This window comes from Oxynema aestuarii AP17 (genome assembly GCF_012295525.1).
GTDB classification, from domain to species: Bacteria; Cyanobacteriota; Cyanobacteriia; order Cyanobacteriales; family Laspinemataceae; genus Oxynema; species Oxynema aestuarii.
Map to the genome: position 1 here is coordinate 6,099,891 of NZ_CP051167.1, position 21,135 is coordinate 6,121,025.

General features: G+C 47.4%; 14 protein-coding genes and 2 pseudogenes. 10 read left to right on the forward strand and 6 right to left on the reverse strand.

What is annotated here, in order from left to right; genetic code table 11:
* Positions 1-52: 52 nt before the first annotated feature.
* The gene (locus HCG48_RS24395) at positions 53-1,012 is read left to right on the forward strand and encodes a PfkB family carbohydrate kinase (protein WP_168571500.1); all 960 of its coding nucleotides are present in this window, start codon (positions 53-55) and stop codon (positions 1,010-1,012) included.
* Between the two features lie 28 nt (positions 1,013-1,040).
* On the opposite strand, the gene HCG48_RS24400 is transcribed toward HCG48_RS24395, so the two are convergent.
* Positions 1,041-1,592: a CDP-alcohol phosphatidyltransferase family protein gene (locus tag HCG48_RS24400; protein WP_168571501.1), complete on the reverse strand. Its 552-nt coding sequence runs from the start codon at positions 1,590-1,592 to the stop codon at positions 1,041-1,043.
* A gap of 147 nt (positions 1,593-1,739) precedes the next feature.
* Positions 1,740-2,714 (reverse strand): N-acetylglucosamine kinase, encoded by a 975-nt coding sequence (locus HCG48_RS24405; RefSeq protein ID WP_246259748.1) that lies wholly within the window; start codon positions 2,712-2,714, stop codon positions 1,740-1,742.
* A 113-nt stretch (positions 2,715-2,827) separates the two neighbouring features.
* On the opposite strand from HCG48_RS24405, the gene HCG48_RS24410 reads away from it, so the two are divergent.
* Positions 2,828-5,437, forward strand: a complete 2,610-nt coding sequence (locus HCG48_RS24410) for a M1 family metallopeptidase (RefSeq protein WP_168571502.1) — start codon at positions 2,828-2,830, stop codon at positions 5,435-5,437.
* Between the two features lie 101 nt (positions 5,438-5,538).
* Positions 5,539-6,147, forward strand: a complete 609-nt coding sequence (locus HCG48_RS24415; protein ID WP_375339349.1) for a Uma2 family endonuclease — start codon at positions 5,539-5,541, stop codon at positions 6,145-6,147.
* 296 nt (positions 6,148-6,443) lie between these two features.
* Here HCG48_RS24415 and HCG48_RS24420 read toward each other — a convergent pair whose 3' ends face one another.
* Positions 6,444-6,641, reverse strand: coding sequence for an NACHT C-terminal alpha/beta 1 domain-containing protein (locus HCG48_RS24420; RefSeq protein ID WP_168567327.1), 198 nt, complete (start codon positions 6,639-6,641; stop codon positions 6,444-6,446).
* Positions 6,642-6,661: 20 nt separating this feature from the next.
* A pseudogene (locus HCG48_RS26965) lies at positions 6,662-6,721 on the reverse strand (hypothetical protein); the annotation flags it as partial.
* 39 nt (positions 6,722-6,760) lie between these two features.
* Here HCG48_RS26965 and HCG48_RS24425 point away from each other — a divergent pair.
* On the forward strand, positions 6,761-6,994 hold the full coding sequence (locus HCG48_RS24425) for a DUF433 domain-containing protein (protein WP_168571504.1): 234 nt from the start codon (positions 6,761-6,763) through the stop codon (positions 6,992-6,994).
* A 70-nt stretch (positions 6,995-7,064) separates the two neighbouring features.
* Positions 7,065-7,331, forward strand: coding sequence for a DUF5615 family PIN-like protein (locus tag HCG48_RS24430; RefSeq protein ID WP_246260185.1), 267 nt, complete (start codon positions 7,065-7,067; stop codon positions 7,329-7,331).
* Between the two features lie 12 nt (positions 7,332-7,343).
* Here HCG48_RS24430 and HCG48_RS26970 read toward each other — a convergent pair whose 3' ends face one another.
* Positions 7,344-7,784, reverse strand: coding sequence for an NACHT C-terminal alpha/beta 1 domain-containing protein (locus tag HCG48_RS26970; protein ID WP_375339350.1), 441 nt, complete (start codon positions 7,782-7,784; stop codon positions 7,344-7,346).
* Positions 7,785-7,937: 153 nt separating this feature from the next.
* Here HCG48_RS26970 and HCG48_RS24435 point away from each other — a divergent pair, with 153 nt between their 5' ends.
* Both HCG48_RS24435 and HCG48_RS24440 read left to right on the forward strand, forming a co-directional pair.
* On the forward strand, positions 7,938-9,053 hold the full coding sequence (locus tag HCG48_RS24435; protein WP_168571505.1) for a hypothetical protein: 1,116 nt from the start codon (positions 7,938-7,940) through the stop codon (positions 9,051-9,053).
* Between the two features lie 5 nt (positions 9,054-9,058).
* Entirely contained in the window at positions 9,059-10,024 is a 966-nt protein-coding gene (locus HCG48_RS24440) for a hypothetical protein (protein WP_168571506.1), read from the forward strand.
* A 319-nt stretch (positions 10,025-10,343) separates the two neighbouring features.
* Here HCG48_RS24440 and HCG48_RS24445 read toward each other — a convergent pair.
* Positions 10,344-11,828, reverse strand: a pseudogene (locus tag HCG48_RS24445) (NACHT domain-containing protein); the annotation flags it as partial.
* Positions 11,829-13,013: 1,185 nt separating this feature from the next.
* Between HCG48_RS24445 and HCG48_RS24450 the strand changes: the two are divergent.
* From HCG48_RS24450 to HCG48_RS24460, 3 genes are all read left to right on the forward strand, one after another.
* Entirely contained in the window at positions 13,014-18,731 is a 5,718-nt protein-coding gene (locus tag HCG48_RS24450) for an alpha-2-macroglobulin family protein (RefSeq protein WP_168571508.1), read from the forward strand.
* Positions 18,732-18,864: 133 nt separating this feature from the next.
* Entirely contained in the window at positions 18,865-20,043 is a 1,179-nt protein-coding gene (locus HCG48_RS24455; protein WP_168571509.1) for a DUF262 domain-containing protein, read from the forward strand.
* Between the two features lie 7 nt (positions 20,044-20,050).
* Positions 20,051-21,121: an MAE_28990/MAE_18760 family HEPN-like nuclease gene (locus HCG48_RS24460; RefSeq protein WP_168571510.1), complete on the forward strand. Its 1,071-nt coding sequence runs from the start codon at positions 20,051-20,053 to the stop codon at positions 21,119-21,121.
* Positions 21,122-21,135 lie beyond the last annotated feature (14 nt).

The following is a 21,135-nucleotide window of genomic DNA, read 5'->3' on the forward strand; positions in this document are numbered from 1 at the left end:
ATTTTAGATTTTAGATTGAGCAAGTTAGGAAATCGAGAATTAAGAATCGGGATTGAGCAAAGAAGCAACACCATCCCGACGCCTAACGCCCCACTCCCGACGGGTACTTCTTGCCTTAACTTCCGTGTTTTCCCCCATGTTCGATATTTGCATTATCGGTCACGTTACTAAAGATATTATTCGGATTGACGGTGAAATTACCCGAGAAATTGCGGGGGGAACGGCGATTTATAGCGCTTTAGCCCTCAGAAGTTTGGGGGCGAATGTCGCCGTCGCGACCAAAACGGCGGGGGACGATCGCCCCTTCGTCAATCAGGAATTGGAACGATGGGGAATTACGGTTTTTTGGCAAGAAAGCGAAAAAACGACCATTTTTGAAAATAATTATCGACGGGATAATCTCGATCGCCGTACCCAGAACGTGCGGGCGATCGCCGATCCCTTTACCGTTGAAGATGTTGCTCAAATTGAGGCCAAAATTGTTCATCTCGGTCCCTTAATTCAGGGAGATATTCCCATAGATATTATTTCGACCATTCGCGATCGAAATAAGTTTAAAACTGGTCAAATTTCCCTCGACGCCCAAGGCTATTTACGAAGGGTTGATGCTGCTGAAACGGTCTGTCCCGTCGATTGGAAGGAGAAAGAAACGGGGCTGCAATTCGTCGATATTCTCAAAGTCGATCGCACCGAAGCCTGCCTTTTATCGGGGTGCGATCGCCCGGAAGAAGCGGCAAAGGTGCTGGCTAACTTGGGTGTCCGAGAAGTCGTCATTACCTTCGGAAGTGGTGGATCTTATATTTACACGGGCGATCGCGGCGATCGCGTTCCCGCCTTTCCTCCCCAAGAGGAAGTCGATCCCACCGGATGCGGCGATACCTACATCGCGGGTTATCTCTACCAACGTTTATTAGGGCTGCAAGGGCGCGAAGCCGGGGAATTTGCCGCGCGCCTCGCCACTCGAAAATTAGAAGGCTTTGGACCGCTTAAAACTGGGTTTGACAAGAAATAAAAGGCAGGGCTACAACACAGACTTTCTTTTACGGATCGGCGTGAGTGACTTGATAGACGTGAACGATGCGTTGTAAGGCGGTAAACAGACTGGCGATCGCCAAAATCCAGATGGCTAGATCGAGGACATTGAGGATTAAACCCGTCGCCAAGACGATGACGCGCCCCAAACGAGGAAACCAACCGACTTTGCACTCAATTCCCAAGCCTTCCGCCCGCGCCCGGGTGTAACTGACCATTAACGATCCTAACAAGGCGAGATCGCAAACTAAGACAGTAATAAACTCTTGTCGCTGAATCAATAAAGCGGCGATACCGATTAAAATGGCGCCTTCGGAAAAGCGGTCTAAAACCGAGTCAAAAAAAGCACCGAAGGCGGTCGATCGCCCCAACACCCGGGCGACTGCCCCATCTAAAACATCGAGAGGCATGGCAATAAATGCCATCAAACATCCTCCGAAAATGGGTTCGCCGAAGGCAATAAAAATTCCGGCGACCAGATTGAGGATCGCACTCATCGCCGTGATGGCATTAGGAGAAATGCCGAATTTGGCGATGGTTTTCGCGATCGGTTCGATCATGAATTGTGTGTGATTTCTAGCCCAAGTCTCCACGAACTCCTCACCCAAATTAATGACAAATTTTGGCTGTAGTTATCTTAGCGTTGAAATTTGGGGAGTCGGGAATCTGTAGTGCGGGCATTTTGCCTGCATCCAACACCGGACCATTTACGATAAAACGAGCAAAGCAGCGCCATAGGCGGGTTCGTGTCGGGGCCAGATGACCGAGGCGAAGGGGGCTATCTGGTGCAAATTTTGGCAAAAACGATCGCGCAGGATCTGACTTTTCCAGGCGCCGCCGATGGTGACGACCTCGAAAGGTTCGTCGGGGTTGAACAAGGGTGCAAACACGGCGCGGGTGGCGAGGAGGAGTTCGTCGGCGGCGCGATCGAGGATGTCGAGGGCGATCGCGTCGCCATTGCGGGCGCAGCGATCGACGATCGCGGCGTGGGCGGCGATCTCTTTGACGGTCAAACCGCGACGGTAGACGAGTTCGATTAAACTTTGTAAGTTATCGAGTTCGAGGTGTTGGCGAAATGCCTCGGTTAACGCCGTGGCAGGCGATCGCCCGTCTTCGGCGCGGACGGCGGCGCGCAGTCCGGCGAGGGCGATCCAGTAGGCGCTTCCTTCGTCGCCGAGGAGATAACCCCAGCCACTCGATCGCCGGGTTGCGCCGTGGCGGTTGCGTCCGTAGGCGATCGCCCCGGTTCCCGCGATCGTGGCGACGCCGACATTGGCGCCGACGCCTCCTGTCAGGGCGATCGCGCAGTCGTGGGCGATCGCGATTTTATCCGGGGACAGTTGCCAGCGATCGCCGAATTCCGGGCGTTGCTGGAGGCGATCGACCGAGGCGCGAATCACTTCGAGATCCCGCGATCGCCCGACGCCCGCCAATCCCAAGCCGATCGCGCCGATGCGCCCCTCGAACACCCCAGCCAGGGCGCCGGAAATTGCGTGGGCGATCGCCGCTTCCGCCGCCTCCACGCCCACACTTTGATAGTTCGACGGTCCGCCTTCCCCGCGTCCGAGAATCTCTCCCGACGGGGCGATCGCCACGCAAGCGGTTTTTGTCCCGCCCCCGTCCACCCCTAAAATAAGAGTCTGCGGATGCTTCGTTAATTCTGTTCCTTGGTTTGCACTCACGCGCGCCTACTCCCTGCCCTTGGTCGGGAACCACCTGAAAGCGTTAACCTGATTAAAGATATCTCATACCGCCTCGTTCGGCACTTTTCAGTCTTATCCGTAAATTGATTACCATGGCCCACACTTACAATTATTTTGATACTGACGAAAACGGTCGCAAATCCTTTGAACTTCCCGGCGCCAAACCCCATTACAACCCCGATCGCCCCGGACAGGTCCGGCATATCTTTTTAGACCTCAGCCTAGATATTCCCAAACAACGCTATAGCGGGACTTGTAGCATCACCCTCAACCCCGTTCGCACCGGGATCGACCGCCTCACCCTCGATGCGGTCAACCTCGACATCGCCTCGGTCAAAATCGGCGGCGACGACCAATCCTTCGACTACGACGGCGAAAACCTCGACATCCGACTGAGTACCCCCACCGAAGCCGATCGCGCGATCGTCCTCGAAATCGCCTACAGTGTGGACCATCCCCAACGCGGACTCTATTTCATCGGTCCGGATAAAGACTATCCCGACAAACCCGTACAAGTCTGGACCCAAGGCGAAGACGAAGACTCTCGCTTCTGGTTTCCCTGTTTCGACTATCCCGGACAACTCGCCACCTCGGAAATTCGCGTCCGCGTTCCCAAAGCGTACACCGCAATTTCTAACGGCGAACTCGTCGGCGTCGAAGAAGATGGGAAAGAAAAAATCTTTCACTGGCGCCAAAATGAAGTCCATCCGACCTATTTAATGACCCTCGCCGTCGGTGATTTTGCCGAATTGCGCGACGAATGGAACGGCAAACCCGTCACCTATTATGTCGAGAAAGGACGGGAAGATGACGCCCGCCGCAGCATGGGCAAAACGCCCCAGATGATCGAGTTTTTCAGCGAAACGTTCGGCTATCCTTATGCTTATCCGAAATACGCACAAGTTTGCGTCGCCGACTTCATTTTTGGCGGCATGGAGAATACTTCGACTACTTTATTAACCGATCGCTGTCTGCTCGACGAACGGGCGGTAATTGACGATCCGCGCACGGAAAGCTTGGTCGCGCACGAATTGGCGCACCAATGGTTCGGCGATTTAATCGTGATCGAACATTGGTCTCACGCTTGGATTAAAGAGGGGATGGCGTCTTATTCCGAGGTGTTGTGGACGGAGAAGGAATACGGAAAAGAAGATGCGGCGTATTATTTGCTCAATGAAGCGCGGAGTTATTTAGCAGAAGATAGCAGCCGCTATCGGCGGGCGATCGTCACTCACGTGTATCGGGAGGCGATCGAATTGTACGATCGCCACCTGTACGAAAAAGGTGCCTGTGTCTATCACATGATTCGCGCCGAATTGGGAGATGAGTTATTTAAAAAGGCGATTCACACCTTTGTCAATGACAACGCCCACAATACCGTAGGAACGATCGATTTGTTACGGGCGATCGACAAAGCCACCGGACGCAATTTAGCCTTTTTATTCGACCAATATGTTTATCGCGGCGGCCATCCGGAATATAAGGTATCTTATTCTTGGGATGGAGACGCTAAATTAGCCCAAGTCAAAGTCGTTCAAGCGCAAGTTAAAGACAGTAAAACCACGAAGTTACCCCATAAAGAGTTATTCGATCTGAAAATACCGATCGCCTTCGGTTATACCGAAAAAGGGAAACAAGCCGAACTCAAAACTTTTACGGTTCGCGTCCACGAACGGGAGCATACTTTCTATTTCCCCTTGGAAGAAAAGCCGAACTTTATTAGTTTCGATGCGGGTAACTCCCATCTCAAAACAGTGACGCTGGAATATGCGATCGGCGAACTCAAAGCCCAGTTAACAGGCGATCCAGACCCGGTTTCGCGCATTGAGGCGGCGAAAGCTTTGGCGAAAAAAGGCAGCTTGGAGGCCGTAAAAGCCCTCAGTGACGCCCTAAAAAATGAATCGTTCTGGGGCGTTCGCGTCGAAGTGGCGAAACAACTCGGCACGGTGAAACTCGACCAAGCCTTCGATGGATTGGTGAAAGGATTGAAGGATAAAGATGCGCGCGTCCGTCGGGCTGTCGTCGAAGCTTTAGGGAGTATCAAAACTCACGCCAGTTATAAGGCGATTAAACCTTTGGTGAAGAAAGGAGATGAGAGTTATTTAGTCGAAGCTTCGGCGGCGAAAGCGGTCGGGGCGATCGCCGCTTCTCAACTAGAGGAAAAGCCCAAAGAAAGTAAGGCGATCGAGTTATTAAAAACCGTCCTCGAACAACGGGCCGGATGGAATGAAGTCGTTCGCAGTGGCGCCATTTCCGGCTTGAGTCAGATGAAGACCTCGGAAGCTGCGTTAAATCTGATTTTGGACTATACTGCTTCCGGTACGCCGCAACCCTTGCGGTTGGCCGCCATTCGCGCCCTCGGCAGTATTTCTACGGGTCAAAGTGCGACTAATTTAGAGCGGATTTTAGAACGCTTATCTCAACTGGCGGACGAAACATTTTTCCTCACACAAGTATCTGTCGTCGTCGCTTTGGGACAGATGGAAACGCCAAAGGCGATCGCGATCTTACAAAGTTTAAGCGATCGTACCCCCGACGGTCGAGTTCGTCGCATCGCCGAAGAAGCCGTCGGTAAAGTGCAGAAAAAGATCGGATCCGATAAAGCCGTTAAAGCCTTACGCAGCGAAGTAGACCAACTCAAAAAAGAGAATCAAGAACTCCGCAGCCGTTTGGAAAAACTCGAAGCCTTATCCAAATCTTAGATCCCCTTTCAGGACACGGAAATCCCGTGTCCTGACCTCTATTCTCACAATTCAAATTTAATTCAAATACAACCCTAGCGGTACTGGAGAAGCGAACAATGATTGTCACTCTTCCCAACAGCCTCGCAACCATAACCTTGCAATGGCCCCGAGATCTTTCAGTTCGCATCACCCCAGACCAATTTATTGACCTCGTTACCGCCAATCCCGACTTACAACTCGAACGAACAGCCGCAGGAGAATTGATAGTGAATCCCCCCACAGGTGGCGAAACCGGACATCGCAATATCAAAATTGCCTATTATTTAGTTCGGTGGATTGAGGAACAAGGGGGAAATGGAATTGCCTTCGATTCCTCCACCGGATTTACCCTCCCCAATGGTGCCATTCGTTTCCCAGATGCCGCGTGGATAACTCAACAGCGATGGCAAACCTTGACCCCACTACAGCGTCAAAGTTTTGTCCCTTTATGTCCTGATTTTGTCATAGAATTACGATCCGAATCCGATAATTTAGCCAAATTACAAGCCAAGTTACAAGAGTATTTAGAAAACGGTACTCAACTGGGGTGGTTAATTGACCCCCAACAGCAACAAGTCGAGATTTACCGCGCGGGACAAGCCGTGGAAGTGATGAACAACCCGACTCAATTATCCGGCGAGAAAATTTTACCCGGATTTATTCTTAACTTACAACGTATTTGGAGTTAAGAGAGTCACTTTATATTGTCATTCTATTGATGTTGTCATTCTATTTTTAAACTTAGATATAGCATGTCTCGCAAAAATGCGATGATTTTTTTGAAGAGTACGAGCTTCTAGCTTGTACTCCTCAATCCATTCCGAGAAAGGCTATCATTTTATCAAGATGTGAAAGTTACTCGATCGTGAGAAGTAGTTCTGTAAGCGTGATTATCAATTGGGGTCTAGTAATTCGGCCACTAAATTAAGTGTGAAATCTTTCGTTTTATCCCAAGTTTCAGGGAGAAACCCGGTTTCTTAAATCCTTAAATCTCCTCTAACCAGGTTTGAATCGCAGAGATTAGATTAGCTTGATTCGGCGGAAAGCCTTTTAACGGCGCGTCTAGGAGGTCGTCGGTGAGGAAGGCAACGGCAATGACTCCGGTGAGTTTTTCGCAGAAGGTGATGAGTTCCGGGGTGGGATGTTCGCAGTCGGTGAGGAGGAGGGCGCGGGATTGTACCATGCTTGATAAAATGGGGGATAGGGGAGATTTTCGGCACAGCTCCAGATCGGGTTGTAGTTAGTAAAATTCTCGCATCTAATTAATTAGAAAAATCAATCACTCATTCAGCCTAAAAAATCATGAGTTCAACGCCTAAATTACTGAACCGAATTACGCAAAATCCCGGTCAATGTGGCGGTCGTCCCTGTATTCGAGGGATGCGAATTCGCGTCACAGATATTTTAGAAATGTTGGCAGAAAATGTTAGCATTCCTGAAATTTTAGAAGACTTTCCCGATCTAGAACTAGCCGATATTCAGGCTTGTTTGATCTTTGCTGCACGACGTACTGATTTTCCCAGACTAACCGCATGAAGATTTGGATCGATGCTCAACTGCCCCCACATTAGCCAATTGGCTAACAGAAACCTTTGGTTTGGAAGCGATGGCATTGCGAGATTTAGGACTTCGAGATGCTCAAGATATCGAAATTTTTGCAGCAGCACAGGCTGAAAATGTTGTGATTATGACGAAAGACAGTGATTTCATCGATTTGGTATGTCGTTTAGGATCGCCTCCTCAAATTTTATGGCTCACTTGTGGCAATGTCACTAACCGCAACTTACGAAAATTGTTGACGGCGACTTTATCTGATGCGTTAGAGCAATTGCGCCAAGGGGAAATGATTGTGGAAATTACGAATACTCCTTAAAAACGCAAATCCTCAAATCTCCTTTAACCAGGTTTCAATGGCAGATAACAGATTCGGTTGATTGGGGGGAAAGCCTTTTAAGGGCGCTTCTAGGGGTTCCTCCGTGAGGAAGCCCACGGCAATTACCCCCGTCAGTTTTTGGCAAAAGGCTATGAGTTCTGGGGTGGGTTGGGTCGGGGTGGAAACGGTTTCGCTACCGAAGAGGATGGCTCCGTGGGGGAGGAAGTTACGGCGTTTTAGGGTTTTGAGGTCTCGGCGCAGTTCTGCCGGGGTGGCGGGTTTGGGGGGGTCTTCGTCGGGACAAGTGATTTCCCAAATCAGTTCGCTGACGGTGAGGGCGATTTCCCGTTCGCGGGTTTCGTCAGCGAGGAGGTCCGCGTTGAGGCAATACAGGGGCAGGTGTTGCAGGGTTTGGGCGAGGTTTATGGGGGCGAAAGTTGATGCTAGGATTATACTATAGCAGTCCTAAGCAGTCCTAAATCATTTGTGGATTCTCGATCTAGCTATAGCAAGGGTTTAGGGGGTCAGTCTTTCTACGACTCATCTCGGATTGCTATATGAATCTCGTTTATATTCTGTCCAACATAAATTTGGGGAGTTGTAGTCGTGGAAATCGAATTTGGTCATGTTCAGAAATACGATACAGTAAGGGGCTTTGGCTTTGTAAGCCGCACATTTAGGAGTGCTAATCGGTTACAGGGAAATAATGTTTGGTTTCACATCACAAAGATCAAGCGTGATTATCCTAATCTGGCCAAAGAATTAGATGATGGCTCGTTTGCAAAGATTAACTTTTGGTACGAAATTGATAATAGTGATCGCGAAAAAGTCAGTAAAATATGGCTAGATCCAAAAGACATCCCTAAGCAGCAACGAGATAGTTTAGTTGTTTATATTGAGCAACTATGGTGTAATCCTGATAACTCCCTTCCTGAATGGCTAGATTCAATCACAATTGCTGTAGTTGGACAAGTTCGCAAAGATGGGTTGAAGCAACTTTATGATGATCAAATTCGTAAGCGAAATGAAGTAAAAGAGCAAAAACAAATACAGATAAAATCTCGACTTGAACAGGCGAGACTGATAAAATCTCGACTTGAACAGGCGAGGCGGAGTAGAAATCAAACTCAATCGTCCAAAGAGCGAGTGGAAATAAATCTGTATGATGCAAAGAATATTCAAATTCCATCAGCTAGAGATCGTTTTCGTGCCGAGAGAGGAGTGATTGAGGCAATTTTCTCTAGTAATGAGATGCACGGCTTACCCCCTGAATTAAAGAAAATTGTTCGACCATGCCCAAGACATAGTAGGAAAAATCGACTTTCTTATGAGCCAGGTGGCAGTGACGTAGTAGTTGCTTATAGTCTCGGTCATGCAATTTTATATGACTGGATTAAGAATGTTGAGTGGTACATTGGATCATTCGAGCGGGATGACCCCGGTTTTTATTTACACATTCAATCAATATATGGGCGTTTTTGTGAAGATAAGAGCGAGCGCAGGATTGCTGTGTTTTGCCCAATATGGGATCGTGACAAGGATGGAGCCTTTAAGGATGCTATTAAAGCTTGCGTGAAAAGATATCAAACACAGATGGATATTGGCCACCAAACATTACATGAAGAAGCCAAGAAATATTGGAAAAGCTATGGGCTTTCCGATCAAGAAGTTGAAAATTTGCCGACGCTTTACAAGCAGTATATGAAGGAAAAAGGGGAATAAAACTTATGAGCGAAGATAAAAAAGTGATGAATGAGTTGAAAAACGATATATATACTCAAATTAGCAGCAAATATAATAAATGCTTATGGCCTAAGTCTGATTGCACTAACGACTGTATCAAGGCACACTCAATTCAGAATAGTCAGATTTTAGACCAACTAGCCAGCAACAATCATGTCGTTATGCCTGTAGCCAGACTAAATCTTGATACAGGGCCAGAAATAGAATTTAAGAAGGTTGGACGCAATAAAGCAACAACGTTTACAGGATTATGCAGCGAACATGATAGGCAGTTATTCCGTCCTATAGATGTTAATAAGTTTGACAGTAGCAACGAAGAGCAAAAATTCTTGATCGCTTACAGATCAGTTCTTCGTGAATTACATACAAGAATTAAAGCTGCTATTGATTTACAAACTACTTATCAGAAATCGGTTAAACTAGGAAAGTGCGATCCTAACAATCGTGATATATCGTTGTTCGTAACTTGTCGCATAGTAAATGCTATTGATTTTTGTCTATACAAAAAGATGTACGATAATATCTACAACAGTAATTCATTCACGGAAGTTCAACACGATTATATTTGCATTGAGAAAAGTTGCCCTTTAGCTGTAAGCTCCCTATTTAATCCAATTAACAGCAGCGCTCAGAATAAGAGACCTGAACCAAAATTTATTGTTCTCAATGTGTTTCCACACAACAAAAATACAATTGTTTTGCTTTCTTATCTGAGCCATCATCAAAAAGAGTTAAGTTCTTACGCTAATGAAATTATAAATGCTAATGGTGACGATCGACTCTATCTTCTTTCTAAGACTATACTGAGATATTGTGAAAACTTTGTTATATCTCCAGAACAATTCGAGAGTTTTTCTCCCCCAAAAGTTGATGCTATTAAAAAATTTTACGGGGAAACCGCAAAGCGAAGTGACTATGATGATGATAACGAAAACTTAATGCTTTTCTAGTTGCTTATCTAACAATCCGATGCAACGGACACTAATATGCGGCTTACATTCTGTTCTATCACCGCCAACGCCAACGGAGACAACGTCTTGTCAATTGCCTCCCGTTAGTCTAAAATTTCATTATCCGCCTTCCAGTCATACACCCAATTTACCAACTGCCCATATAACCCCGCTTGCGTTTCCGGCAAACCGTCCCCCGTCCGCCATATTTGACACAACATCCACAACCGCAAGGGATTTTGAATCAACTCCTTGAGACGGGAATTTTCCGAATGTGCTAACGCCTTTTTTAAACTCTTCCCTATCGCTGCATCCCCTACCCCCGAAACCAGCGCCGGATAAACTCCTGCATTTGTTCATCCTGAAACGGTTGGGTGAGATAGGTTTGAAAACCCTGTAACTGGCTGGGGTTCCCTTGCCACAAATTCAAGCGACAGGTAACAATCATCCGCGCATCGGTCACCCAACCTCGGAAATTTAACCCCTGTAGGTCGGTCTGGCTCATCTCATCCAAGCCATCCAACAGTAACCAGACTGCACCCCCCTCAAATTTCTGCCCCCAGTCGGCTTTAATTTCGTCTCTGGACTTCCTCAATGCCTCTGTAAGCCATTTTTCCTCTAAATACTCTCCCAGGGGTTGACTGCCCAATTCTGCCAAGGATACCCAAACCACTAAATCATCGGTTTCTTGTAATAACCAAAAAGCTAATTTCTGGAGTAAGGTAGTTTTCCCCGCCCCCGGTTCCCCAATAATGGCAATATTTTTCTCGGTACGGTTCTTAATCACTTCTTGGAGAAACTCTCGATAAGCAAACCGTTTCTCGACAGTTTCTTCTTGCCGAGTGAACAAGTCCGAAGCTTTTTCGGGGTCAATCTCTTGGGGGTGTTTTGGATTCTCACTCCGTTTCGGTTTCACCAGGGCCAAATCGACAAATAAATCCTCATCGATTAAGTTGCGATTCCCATAGACTTGACCTAAGACCGTATTGCTGGTTAAGTTTTTCCGGTCTATCAACATCCGACGGCAGATATCTTGCCATTCATCGATCGCATATTCCACCGGAAACCCGGCAATCTTTTGCCCAATCAAGCGTTTAAGTTGCTCATACCCGGTTTGGGAACTCTCCACAATCAGCAGAATACTGCCTTCCTCAACTTTAGTAATCGAGAGAGTTTTATCGTTGAGAAGGTTTTGCAGAGTTTCGGTGATTTCGCTGAGTTTATGTTGCGCGTCTTGGTAGTTTCCCTTCAGTCCTAGGATGCAACGGTTGAGAATTTCCGAAGGTTGGGGAGGATGATTAGGTTCGGGAAGTTTCCCAAACGCTTCTTTCCATTTATCTTTAATAATCTGTAAATTTTCTTCTCTCTCAGCCGTTTGATGCTTGAGATAGAGGGAAAACTTCCAATATCCTTGGTTTTTGGCTGATTCATGCTCTTTTAGAATCCCCAAATCTCGAAGGCAAGCCAGCGCATTTTGAATCAGTTCATCTCTCGCTGATTCCAAGATTGTCGTTTGGCGATAGGTTTCTAATAAAACCCCTAAATCCTTCTTGGTAATTCCCTTTTCTATCAGCTTGGTCTGTCCATTGCCCTGTTTTTGCTCAATAGTTCCAGAAACCCTTAACTCATTGTGCTGAACCCACTCCACCTTGAACTGAGCTTTGAGGGAGTCTGGGGAAATGGTTATCTCCTCATCCGCCAGGGCCAGCAACGCCGCAACGAAGTCCAGACGGTCTTGCAAGTCGTCGGCGCTTTCTCCATATTTGCGGCTTTTTTTGAAAGGCTGACCCGATTTTCCCACCATGACGACCCTCGATAGAAAACTGGTGCTGGTTTGGGGAAACTTGCCCAAACGGGAGAGTTGCCCAAACCAGGTAAAGCCATTGTAGCAAGGGTTTCAGGATTTTAGCAGTAAGTTTGATTGGGTAACAGCCCAAAAAAACACTGACCTCAAAGACACCAATGAGGTCAGTGATGGACGAGGTACAAGATAAATTCAAACAACGGGAAGCGTTGGAGAATGCTTATAGCAATTTTGTTGAACCGCATGTTAATCGGTTGATTGAGGTTAAGCTGGATGCAGCAAGTATTAGTCCTGTTAATCCTGTCTTTCCGATTTGTTTTTATTCGGTGTCGATCTGGCTGTTATTGACTGGTGTTTATTGTCTGTCAACTCGTTTGCGGATGACTCGGAAATAGTCATATCGAATTGATAGTCATCCTTGGTTTGTTGGAAGAATCAACGGATAGAATTTCAACCCAATTGTGGAGGGAGTTCAGTCCGAGATCGGCGGGTGAATTTTTCTCAAGAAAATGAACGTTTACAGCTTTTTCCTCTGCTATGCAAGTATGCAAGATATTTAGATCTCCCTAAATCCCCCTAAATCCCCCTTAAAAAGGGGGACTTTGCTGGTTCCCTCTGAAATCTCCCCTTCGCCCATCCCCCCAACCCCCCTTTCAAAGGGGGGATGGGGGGATGGGGGGATGGGGGATGGGGGGATAGGGGGATCGGTACTGTGCCTCATCAGACGCCCGAGTGCTGTAAAAGAGTGAATTGACTCCCTAAGAAGTTGCTTTTTTAAAATGCAAAGGAGTAAGGCGGTGAGTCGGAGGAGTTCCCTGTCGAAAATCTGATTTGATGGTGTTTTTAGGGGAATTACTGGCTTGACTGATGTTGTTTAAATATCTAACGACTTAGGATGGCTATTTAATAGCTTTTTAATAAAGAAATCATTGTTGCTGGAAAGGCGATCGCCCCTACTATCCGCCCCTACTATCCGCCCCTACTATCCGCCTCTACTATCTCCTGTATAGGATTAAGAAATTCTACAAAATCCGGAGGAGTTGAAAAATATTTGTTTAAATTGCAGATGTACCCGTGCGTGCTGGACTGGGGGGATCGCCAAATTGGGAGGCTCGGTACGCTCAAATGCTTGCATTGAAACAGTTACGGGTTGTCCGTCCGTGAATTAGCCGACGATTTAAAATCATGCATATTATTCGGAAAACTTGGAAATGGTTTCTCCTGGGTTTTCTCGCCGCGATTGGAATTGCGGCGTGTGGAGTTTTTAATCCGGGGGCGCAAGTCGAACAACTGCCCTCGGTAGCGCCTTTAGAAACGCCCAAACCCCCCGCTTGGATTGAAGAAATCAGTCCGACAGGAGAAGCGGAGAATTTAGCACAAATTCGCATTCGCTTTCAAAATCCGGTGATTCCGATCGCAAGTTTGGATTCGCCGAATCGAGAAGAGAAATTAACATACTTTGAAATTACACCTCAATTACCCGGTGAATTTCGCTTTTTAACTCCTCGAATGGTGGGATTTCAAGCGGCGGAAGCTTTACCGAGTGCAACTCGCATTCAAGTAAAAGTTAAAGCGGGGTTAGAAGATGTCAATCAAAATCGACTGGGGCAAGATCTCGCCTGGACTTTTACGACGAAACCGATACAACTGAGTAATTTACCAACTTCAACTGTTCCTTATTCGGAGGATGAAATTCGGGCGATCGCCCTCGAACCCAATTTAGAGTTTACCTCGAATGTAGAACTCGATTTAAGCAGTCTCGAACAACATTTGCGATTTATTCCTGAAAATAGCGATCGCGCGATCGCCGCTAGGGTTCGCCAACGAGAAATAGACAGCGATCTCGCGATCGATGAATTCAATAGCGAAGGGCGATCGTGGCATTACGAATTCACCCCCAAACAACAACTAGAAAAAGCCACAACGTATCGGATCGAATTTGCCGCCGGAATTGAACCGAAACGGGGCAATCTAGCTAGCGAGAAAGCCTTCTCTAGCGAAGTTCAAACCTATGCCCCCCTAGCCTTTAACGAATTACAATTTTTCGGACAACCGGATGCCGGAGGGGCTTACGGTCGCTTCGTTCGAGGGGCGGCACAATTACAATTTAATAACGGGTTAAATGCAGATTCTGCTCTCAACAATATCACGATCGCCCCTTCCCCTAAAGACGAACCGCAAGCCATCCAAGCTTACGACGAAGAAACTTCAATTAACCTCAATCCTTATGCCTTCGAACCGAATACCCGCTATCAAATTACTCTAGGGGCCGACCTCGAAGACCGCTTCGGACAAAAATTAGGTGAACCCGTTACCGTAACTTACGAAACGGGAGATTTAGCCGCCGACTTTTGGGCGCCCTCCGAGCTCAATATTTTCCCCGCCGGAACCGACCTCAATCTTAACTTTAGCGCCATTAATTTACCGGATTCCGAATATAAAGCGGTCTATCGAAGGATACGACCGACGGATTTAGTTTATGCCGATTCCGCCTATCCGCGAGGGGAAGGCAACGATTTGTTACCCTCGCCGAATACCTGGCAGACCTTTCCTATTTCCGGTCAAAAAAATCAAACGGTTGAGATTACCGTTCCCGTTCGCGAACAACTGAATGCAGCAACGGGACTGCTGGCGTATGGCGTCCAAGCTAAGACCAATTCTTATCAAGAAAATGGACGACAACGCTGGCGAGAAGCAACCTATTATGGACTGGTCGAGTTAACCAATTTAGGCGTATTCGCTCAATGGTTTCCCGAGTCGGGAATTGTCAAAGTCAATCATTTAGATGATGGTTCCGCAGCGAGTGGCATTCCGGTTGAAATTTACCAGTCGCGACTGAATAGTAATGCAACAACAACGCCGCAAACTTGCGCGACGGGAACGACGGATGCGACGGGGTTTTTACAACTGAATGCGGCGCAAATGCGTCGATGTCGGCAAAGTGCGACGGAAGCCCCGGAATTGTTAGTTATTGCCCGAGAAAATAGCGATTGGGCGTTTGTTCGTACCTATGCCTATAGTGGGAATTACGGTTATGGATTTTTTGGCGGTTGGTACGAGGATCGACCGCTTTCGCGAGGGACGATTTTTTCCGATCGCCAACTGTACAAACCCGGCGAAACGGTGGAGTTAACGGGGGTTGCTTCTTATCTGGATAAAGGGGAATTGGTTCTCGATAAAAATGATGCTTATTCCCTGATTTTGAGAGACCCCGACGGCAACGAAATCGATCTGGGACAACAAACGACCAACGATTTCGGTACGTTTTCCCTCGAAATTCCTTTAGAGGAAACGCAATCTCTCGGTTACTATACGGTAGAAGCAAAAGCTAACAATGACGCGCAGATTTTCGGTGAGTTCCGAGTGGCTGAATTTAAACCGCCCAACTTTAAAGTTGAGTTGAGTGTGGATAAACAGGTGGTCGTCGCTAACGAAGGAGTTGAAGTGAAAACTCAAAGCGATTATTTGTTTGGCGCCCCTGTTTCCGAAGGTCGAGTCACTTACTACGTGACGCGATCGCGCGCCGATTTTAGCCCGAAAGGTTGGGAAAACTATCAATTCGGCCAACAGTGGTTTTGGCCGGAAGAAGAACCACAAATTAGTCCGGATGTCCTGCAAGAAACTGATAATTTAGACGGGACGGGGTGGGATAGTTTCGGCTTTACGATCGATAAAGATTTACCCTATACCACAACTTACCGAGTCGATGCAGAAGTCAGCGACGTTTCTAATCTTTCGGTGGCCAATTCTCAGACAATTACCGCTTTACCCAGCGATCGCCTCATCGGTTTAAAAACGAATTTCGTCGCCGAAGCGGGGGAAAGTTTTCCGGTGGAAGTGGTGGTTACCGATGCGGACGGGAACGCGATCGCCGGAAACAACGTGCGATTGGAACTGCAAAAAATGGACTACAGCCGGGTGACTCGGGTGGTCGAAGGGAGTCGCCAGCAACGCTATCAGGTCGAATATCAAACCCAGGACAGCCAAACGGTCAAATCGAGTCGGCAACCCGTCAGCGTCTCGCTGAAAGCCGCAGAGGCCGGGTCTTACCGGATTCGTGCCACTTCGGAGAACGACGATCGCGCGGTGACGGACCTGCAACTGTGGGTGACCGGATCCAATGCGGTGGTCTGGGGCGATCGCAGTGACAGTGAGAACTTCCTCGAAGTCAAGTTAGACAAAGAGAGTTACCGACCGGGAGAAACGGCGACGGCGTTGATTCAATCTCCCTATCCGGAAGCGGAATTGTATTTCGCCGTAGTACGCGATCGCCCGTTATATCAAACGACGGTGAAAGTGAGTGGCGGCGCGCCGGAAGTCCGGTTTAAAGTGACCGAAGATATGCTACCGAATGCTGCGGTGCAGGCGGTGCTCGTTCGCCAGGGAACGCCGATCGATCGCGTCGAACCCGGCAGCGTCGAAGACCTGGTAAAAGTAGGATTTGCCCCGTTTACGACCAGTTTGGAGGACAAATACCTGCAAGTCACGGTCGATCCGGTGCGATCGCAACTCGAACCCGGGGCGACGGAAGGGGTACAACTGCAAGTGACCGACCGCGAAGGAAAACCTGTCCGGGCACAATTCACGGTGATGGTGGTCAACGAGGCAGTGTTGCAACTGACGGGTTACCGTCCGCCGGATTTGGTCGAGACCGTTTACGCCGAACAGCCGATCGCCACGCGCTGGGATGACAGCCGTTTTGAGGTAATCTTGCAAGCTTTGGCGTCGCCGTTGGACAAAGGATGGGGCTACGGCGGCGGTTTTTCTGCCGGAATTGGCGAGACCCGGGTTCGCACCGAATTTAGTCCCCTCGCCTATTACAACGGATCGATCGTCAGCGATCGCCAGGGACGAGCCCGAGTCGATTTTCCCCTTCCCGACGACCTGACCACCTGGCGGGTGATGGCGGTGGCGACGACGGAAGACCTGCGCTTCGGCAAGGCGGACAGCACCTTTATCACGACTAAACCCGTGATGGCGAATCCCCTGTTACCCCAGTTCGCGCGACCCGGCGATCGCTTCCAAGGCGGTCTGGCGGTGACCAATACTACGGGCGATCGCGGCAGGTTGGACATCGAAGCCGCCGTCAGCCAAAACCTGCAATTTGCCCAAGAGAAGGCGACCCAGACGACCTCGCGACGGGAGAAATTAGACGCGGGAACCCATGCCTATCGCTTCGCGATCGCCGCAACCGAACTCGGGGAAGGAAACCTCCGCTTTGCGGCCCAACTCAATAACCGGGAAGCGGATGCCTTCGAGGTGCCACTGCCCGTGCTACAACTGCCCGTCACGGAAAACGTCGTCGATACGGGAACCACGGGCGATCGCGCCACGATTCCCCTCAATATTGACGAGAAAGTCATGACGGATATCGGCGGCTTGCAACTCGACCTCGCCAGCACGTTGATTCCCGAAATTACCGCCCCGGCGCGGCGGGTGTTCGACGAACAAACCTTACCCTTTTTAGAACCGACCGCTTCCCAATTGGCGATCGCCGCCAATTTGCAACAGTTGGGAGAACGATACGCTCAAGCTTTTGCCGAATTCAACCCCAGCCAACAGGCCACTCAAGCGTTAACCCAGTTGCAAAAACTGCAAACAGCCGACGGCGGTTTTGCCAGTTGGCCCGGTTACCAACGGTCCGACCCGTTTATGAGTGCTTATGCGGCGGAAAGTTTGGCGAAAGCAAAACAAGCCGGATTTGCCGTCGATGGGGCGATGGTGTCTCAATTGCAGGGGTATTTAAAACAACTGCTGGCGGATCCCGGTCAGTACGACTGGTGCGATACGGCGAGTTGCAAGGGTCGAATCCGCCTGGGAACGCTGATCGCGCTGTCGGAATTGGGGGAAACCCGCAACGATTTTCTCGCGGAAATTTACCAAGGACGGGCGGATCTCGATCGCGCCGGACAAAGTGAGTTGGCGCGCTACTTGCTACAGTTCCCCGAATGGCAACCGGAAGGGCGATCGTTGGCGGACGAACTGTTCGAGACGGTTTCGGAAACGGCGCGATCGGCGGCGGTCAATTTGCCGCGCGGTTGGAGTTGGCTGAGTGATGCGACGGCCCTGCAGGCGCAAACTTTACGCCTGGGTCTCGCCGCCAATACGCGACCGGAGACGATCGATCGCCTGCTGCAAGGCTTGCTCAACTTGCGCCGGAATGGCACTTGGGGCAGTACTTACGCCAACGCCGAAGCGTTAAATGCACTGGTGGCATACGGCGAAACTCAGCCGACCCCGCCGAATTTCACGGCGACGGTGGTTTTAGGTGGCGAAACCCTCGATTCGATGCAGTTCCGGGGTTACGAGAATCCCAGCCGCTTTCTGAACGTGGCGATCGATCGCCTCCCGAAAGGGTCGTCCGAGTTAGTGTTGGCGAAATCCGGTAGCGGGACGTTGCACTATGTGGTGGACTACAGCTACCGACTGCCCGGAAATCAGCCGGGACGGTTTAACGGGTTGCGCGTCGAACGCCAAATCAAGCCCGTCGGCGAGGACGAGGCGATCGCCACCTTCGGTCTGGCGCAACCGGACAAGCCTCTGAGTGTGGAGGTCGGACAGGTGTTCGATATCGCCGTGGAGACGATCTGCGATCGCCCGGTGGATCGGGTGGTGATTACCGACCCCCTCCCCGCCGGATTCGAGGCGATCGATACGAGTTTCCAAACCTCCACCCAAGCGATGGCGGCGCAAGCGGATAGCTGGGAAATCGGCTATCAGCAGATCTACAAAGATCGGATCGTCGCCTACGCCGACCGTTTGGAACCGGGGTCGTACACGTTGCACTACCTGGTGCGATCGGTCACCCCCGGTCAGTACGAATGGCCCGGGGCCGAAGTTCATTTACAATATGCCCCCGAAGAGTTCGGGCGATCGGCGTCTGCGACTTTGGAGGTGAAGTAACACTATAAGCTAGAATTAGAGATCGATAGGGTTAAAAATTCAATTTTTACCAACCTATCGATCTCTACAACATCGAATAAATTGATTCAATTCTCTCTAGAGTCAAGACGTTAAAGTTTAAAGGAGGTTAATAATGACCTTAGCACCTGTAGAAGAAAGAATGTGGGGTCAATCTTCCACAAAAACGGCTCATTCTGTTGCCAATAAAGATATAGATTTGAATATAAGATATGAATCGCGCGAGCAAAGAATTCTGACAGAAATAAATCGAGAAAAACTACCGAGTTTTGTCGAATCTTTAAAAAAGCCTGGGTATATGGATTTACGACCTTTCTATCAAAGAAGGAAGCGGTGGGATATTAAAAAACAATCACAACTAATTGAATCTTTTTTAATTAACATTCCAGTTCCTCCTATCGTTCTCTACGAACAAGACTATAACTGTTATGAAGTCATGGATGGTCAACAAAGAATTACGGCGATTCAAGAATTTTATGAAGACAAATTGATTTTAAAAGGATTAGAGTTATGGCCAGAACTCAATGATTTAAATTATTCAAAGCTTCCCAGTAAAATTAAAGCTGGAATCGATCGCCGTTCGATATCCTCTATTGTCATCATTACTGAATCAACCAAAAATCCGGAAGAAGCGCTATTTTTGAAACAGAAAACTTTTGAAAGACTCAATACTGGCGGGATTGCTTTAACCCCTCAAGAAGTTAGAAATTGCTTGTATCAAGGCAAATTCAATGAATTACTATTTGAATTATCTAAAAATCCAATATTTGTCCGTGCTTGGCAAATTCATGGCGAAGATTCTACTGATTCGCACAACAACAAAACAAGTAAAATGTATGAAAAAATGGAGGATATCGAACTCATATTGCGATTTTTTGCACTCAGAAATGTAGAGTATTTTCAAGGCGGAATCAAAAAATTCTTGGATTTATATATGATGAAATCTTTGAATTTTAAAGATAATGACATTAATGATTTAAGAAGTATCTTTAATCAAACGATTGAACTAGCTAGTGAAATTTATGGAAACCACTTATTTTGTCCTTACGATCTCGAACAAAGGACTTGGAAAACTAAACCCTATAAAGCATTTTATGATGCAATTATGGTTGGATTTAGCAAGTATTTAGATTATGCAACGACATGGAAATCAAAAAAAGAAATTATTGTAGAACAAACTAAGCAAATTTTTACTCAGCCGCAATCTTCTTTATTGATGGGTGGGGGGAAGTCTAAAGCTGAAATACAACAACGCCTTCAGTTATTTGAAAATTTGCTAACAAATTTGATTTAATGTTCTGATGTACGATTGGCTGATAAAAGATTTAAAAGTAAATACTTCTACGATTCGTCAAATCCTGAAAACTCACCAGCATCTAATTAGATTAATTTCTAACTCTTCTCAATATAAGCAAATCGAACTTTTAGATTTAGATCGGTTAATTGATGAGAGTCCGGATAGAACTGCTTGGCGATTACACGATCATTGTTCTGCAATTCTTCGTCTTTATGCATTATACGAACAATTTGTTGAATCTCTCATTAAAGAGTGGTTGCAATTTCTTCCGGAAAATATTCCCAATTACTTAGAATTAGATGAAAAAATACGCAACACGCATCGAGACGGAGTGGGACAATTACTTCTAAACATCCAAAAAAATAGATTTGAACATTTATCAATAGAAACTGTTGTTAAGGGTTTATTCTGCGGAGTCTCAAATCAGGGAAAATACGAATTACTTCCTGATGCTTTTTTATTACAAGATCGAAATTTGCGGAAAGAAATTTTAGAAACCGTATTTTCTAATGTTGGCATTTCCAATGCTTGGTCTTGGGTTGTAAAACACAAAGATGTTAAGCTCTTCTTTGAAGAAGAGATAGGAAAACAAAACACTGCTGAAGCAGAACTTAATCAATTTATTACCTATCGCAATGAAGCGGCTCATGGAAAAAGTATAGATCGATTTTTGTCATACAAAGAGTTATTACAGTTGACCGATTTTGTCGATGCTTTATGTCAAGCATTGTTTGAATTATTAATCTGTCAAGCGATCTTGGTTAAAGTTAATGTAGGTCATTATAAAAGAATTGGTAAAATAACAGAATATTTTAAGAAGCCACAAGCAGCGATCGCTCAAGTTTGCTCGAAAGATAGCTCAGTAGATTTATTTGTAGGACAAAACGATCTAGTTGTTATGAATCAAGAGAGTTCATCCTGTTACTGGGTTGAAATTACCAGTCTTCGCATAAATGATTTACCTAAAGATCGCGTTAATATACAGTCAGAAATGATAGAAGTTGGGATGCAATTTAATAAGCCAGTCAAACAAGGATTATTTCTGTATGCCAAAAGTAGTGACCTGTCCATCTAAATTGAAAGAAACTT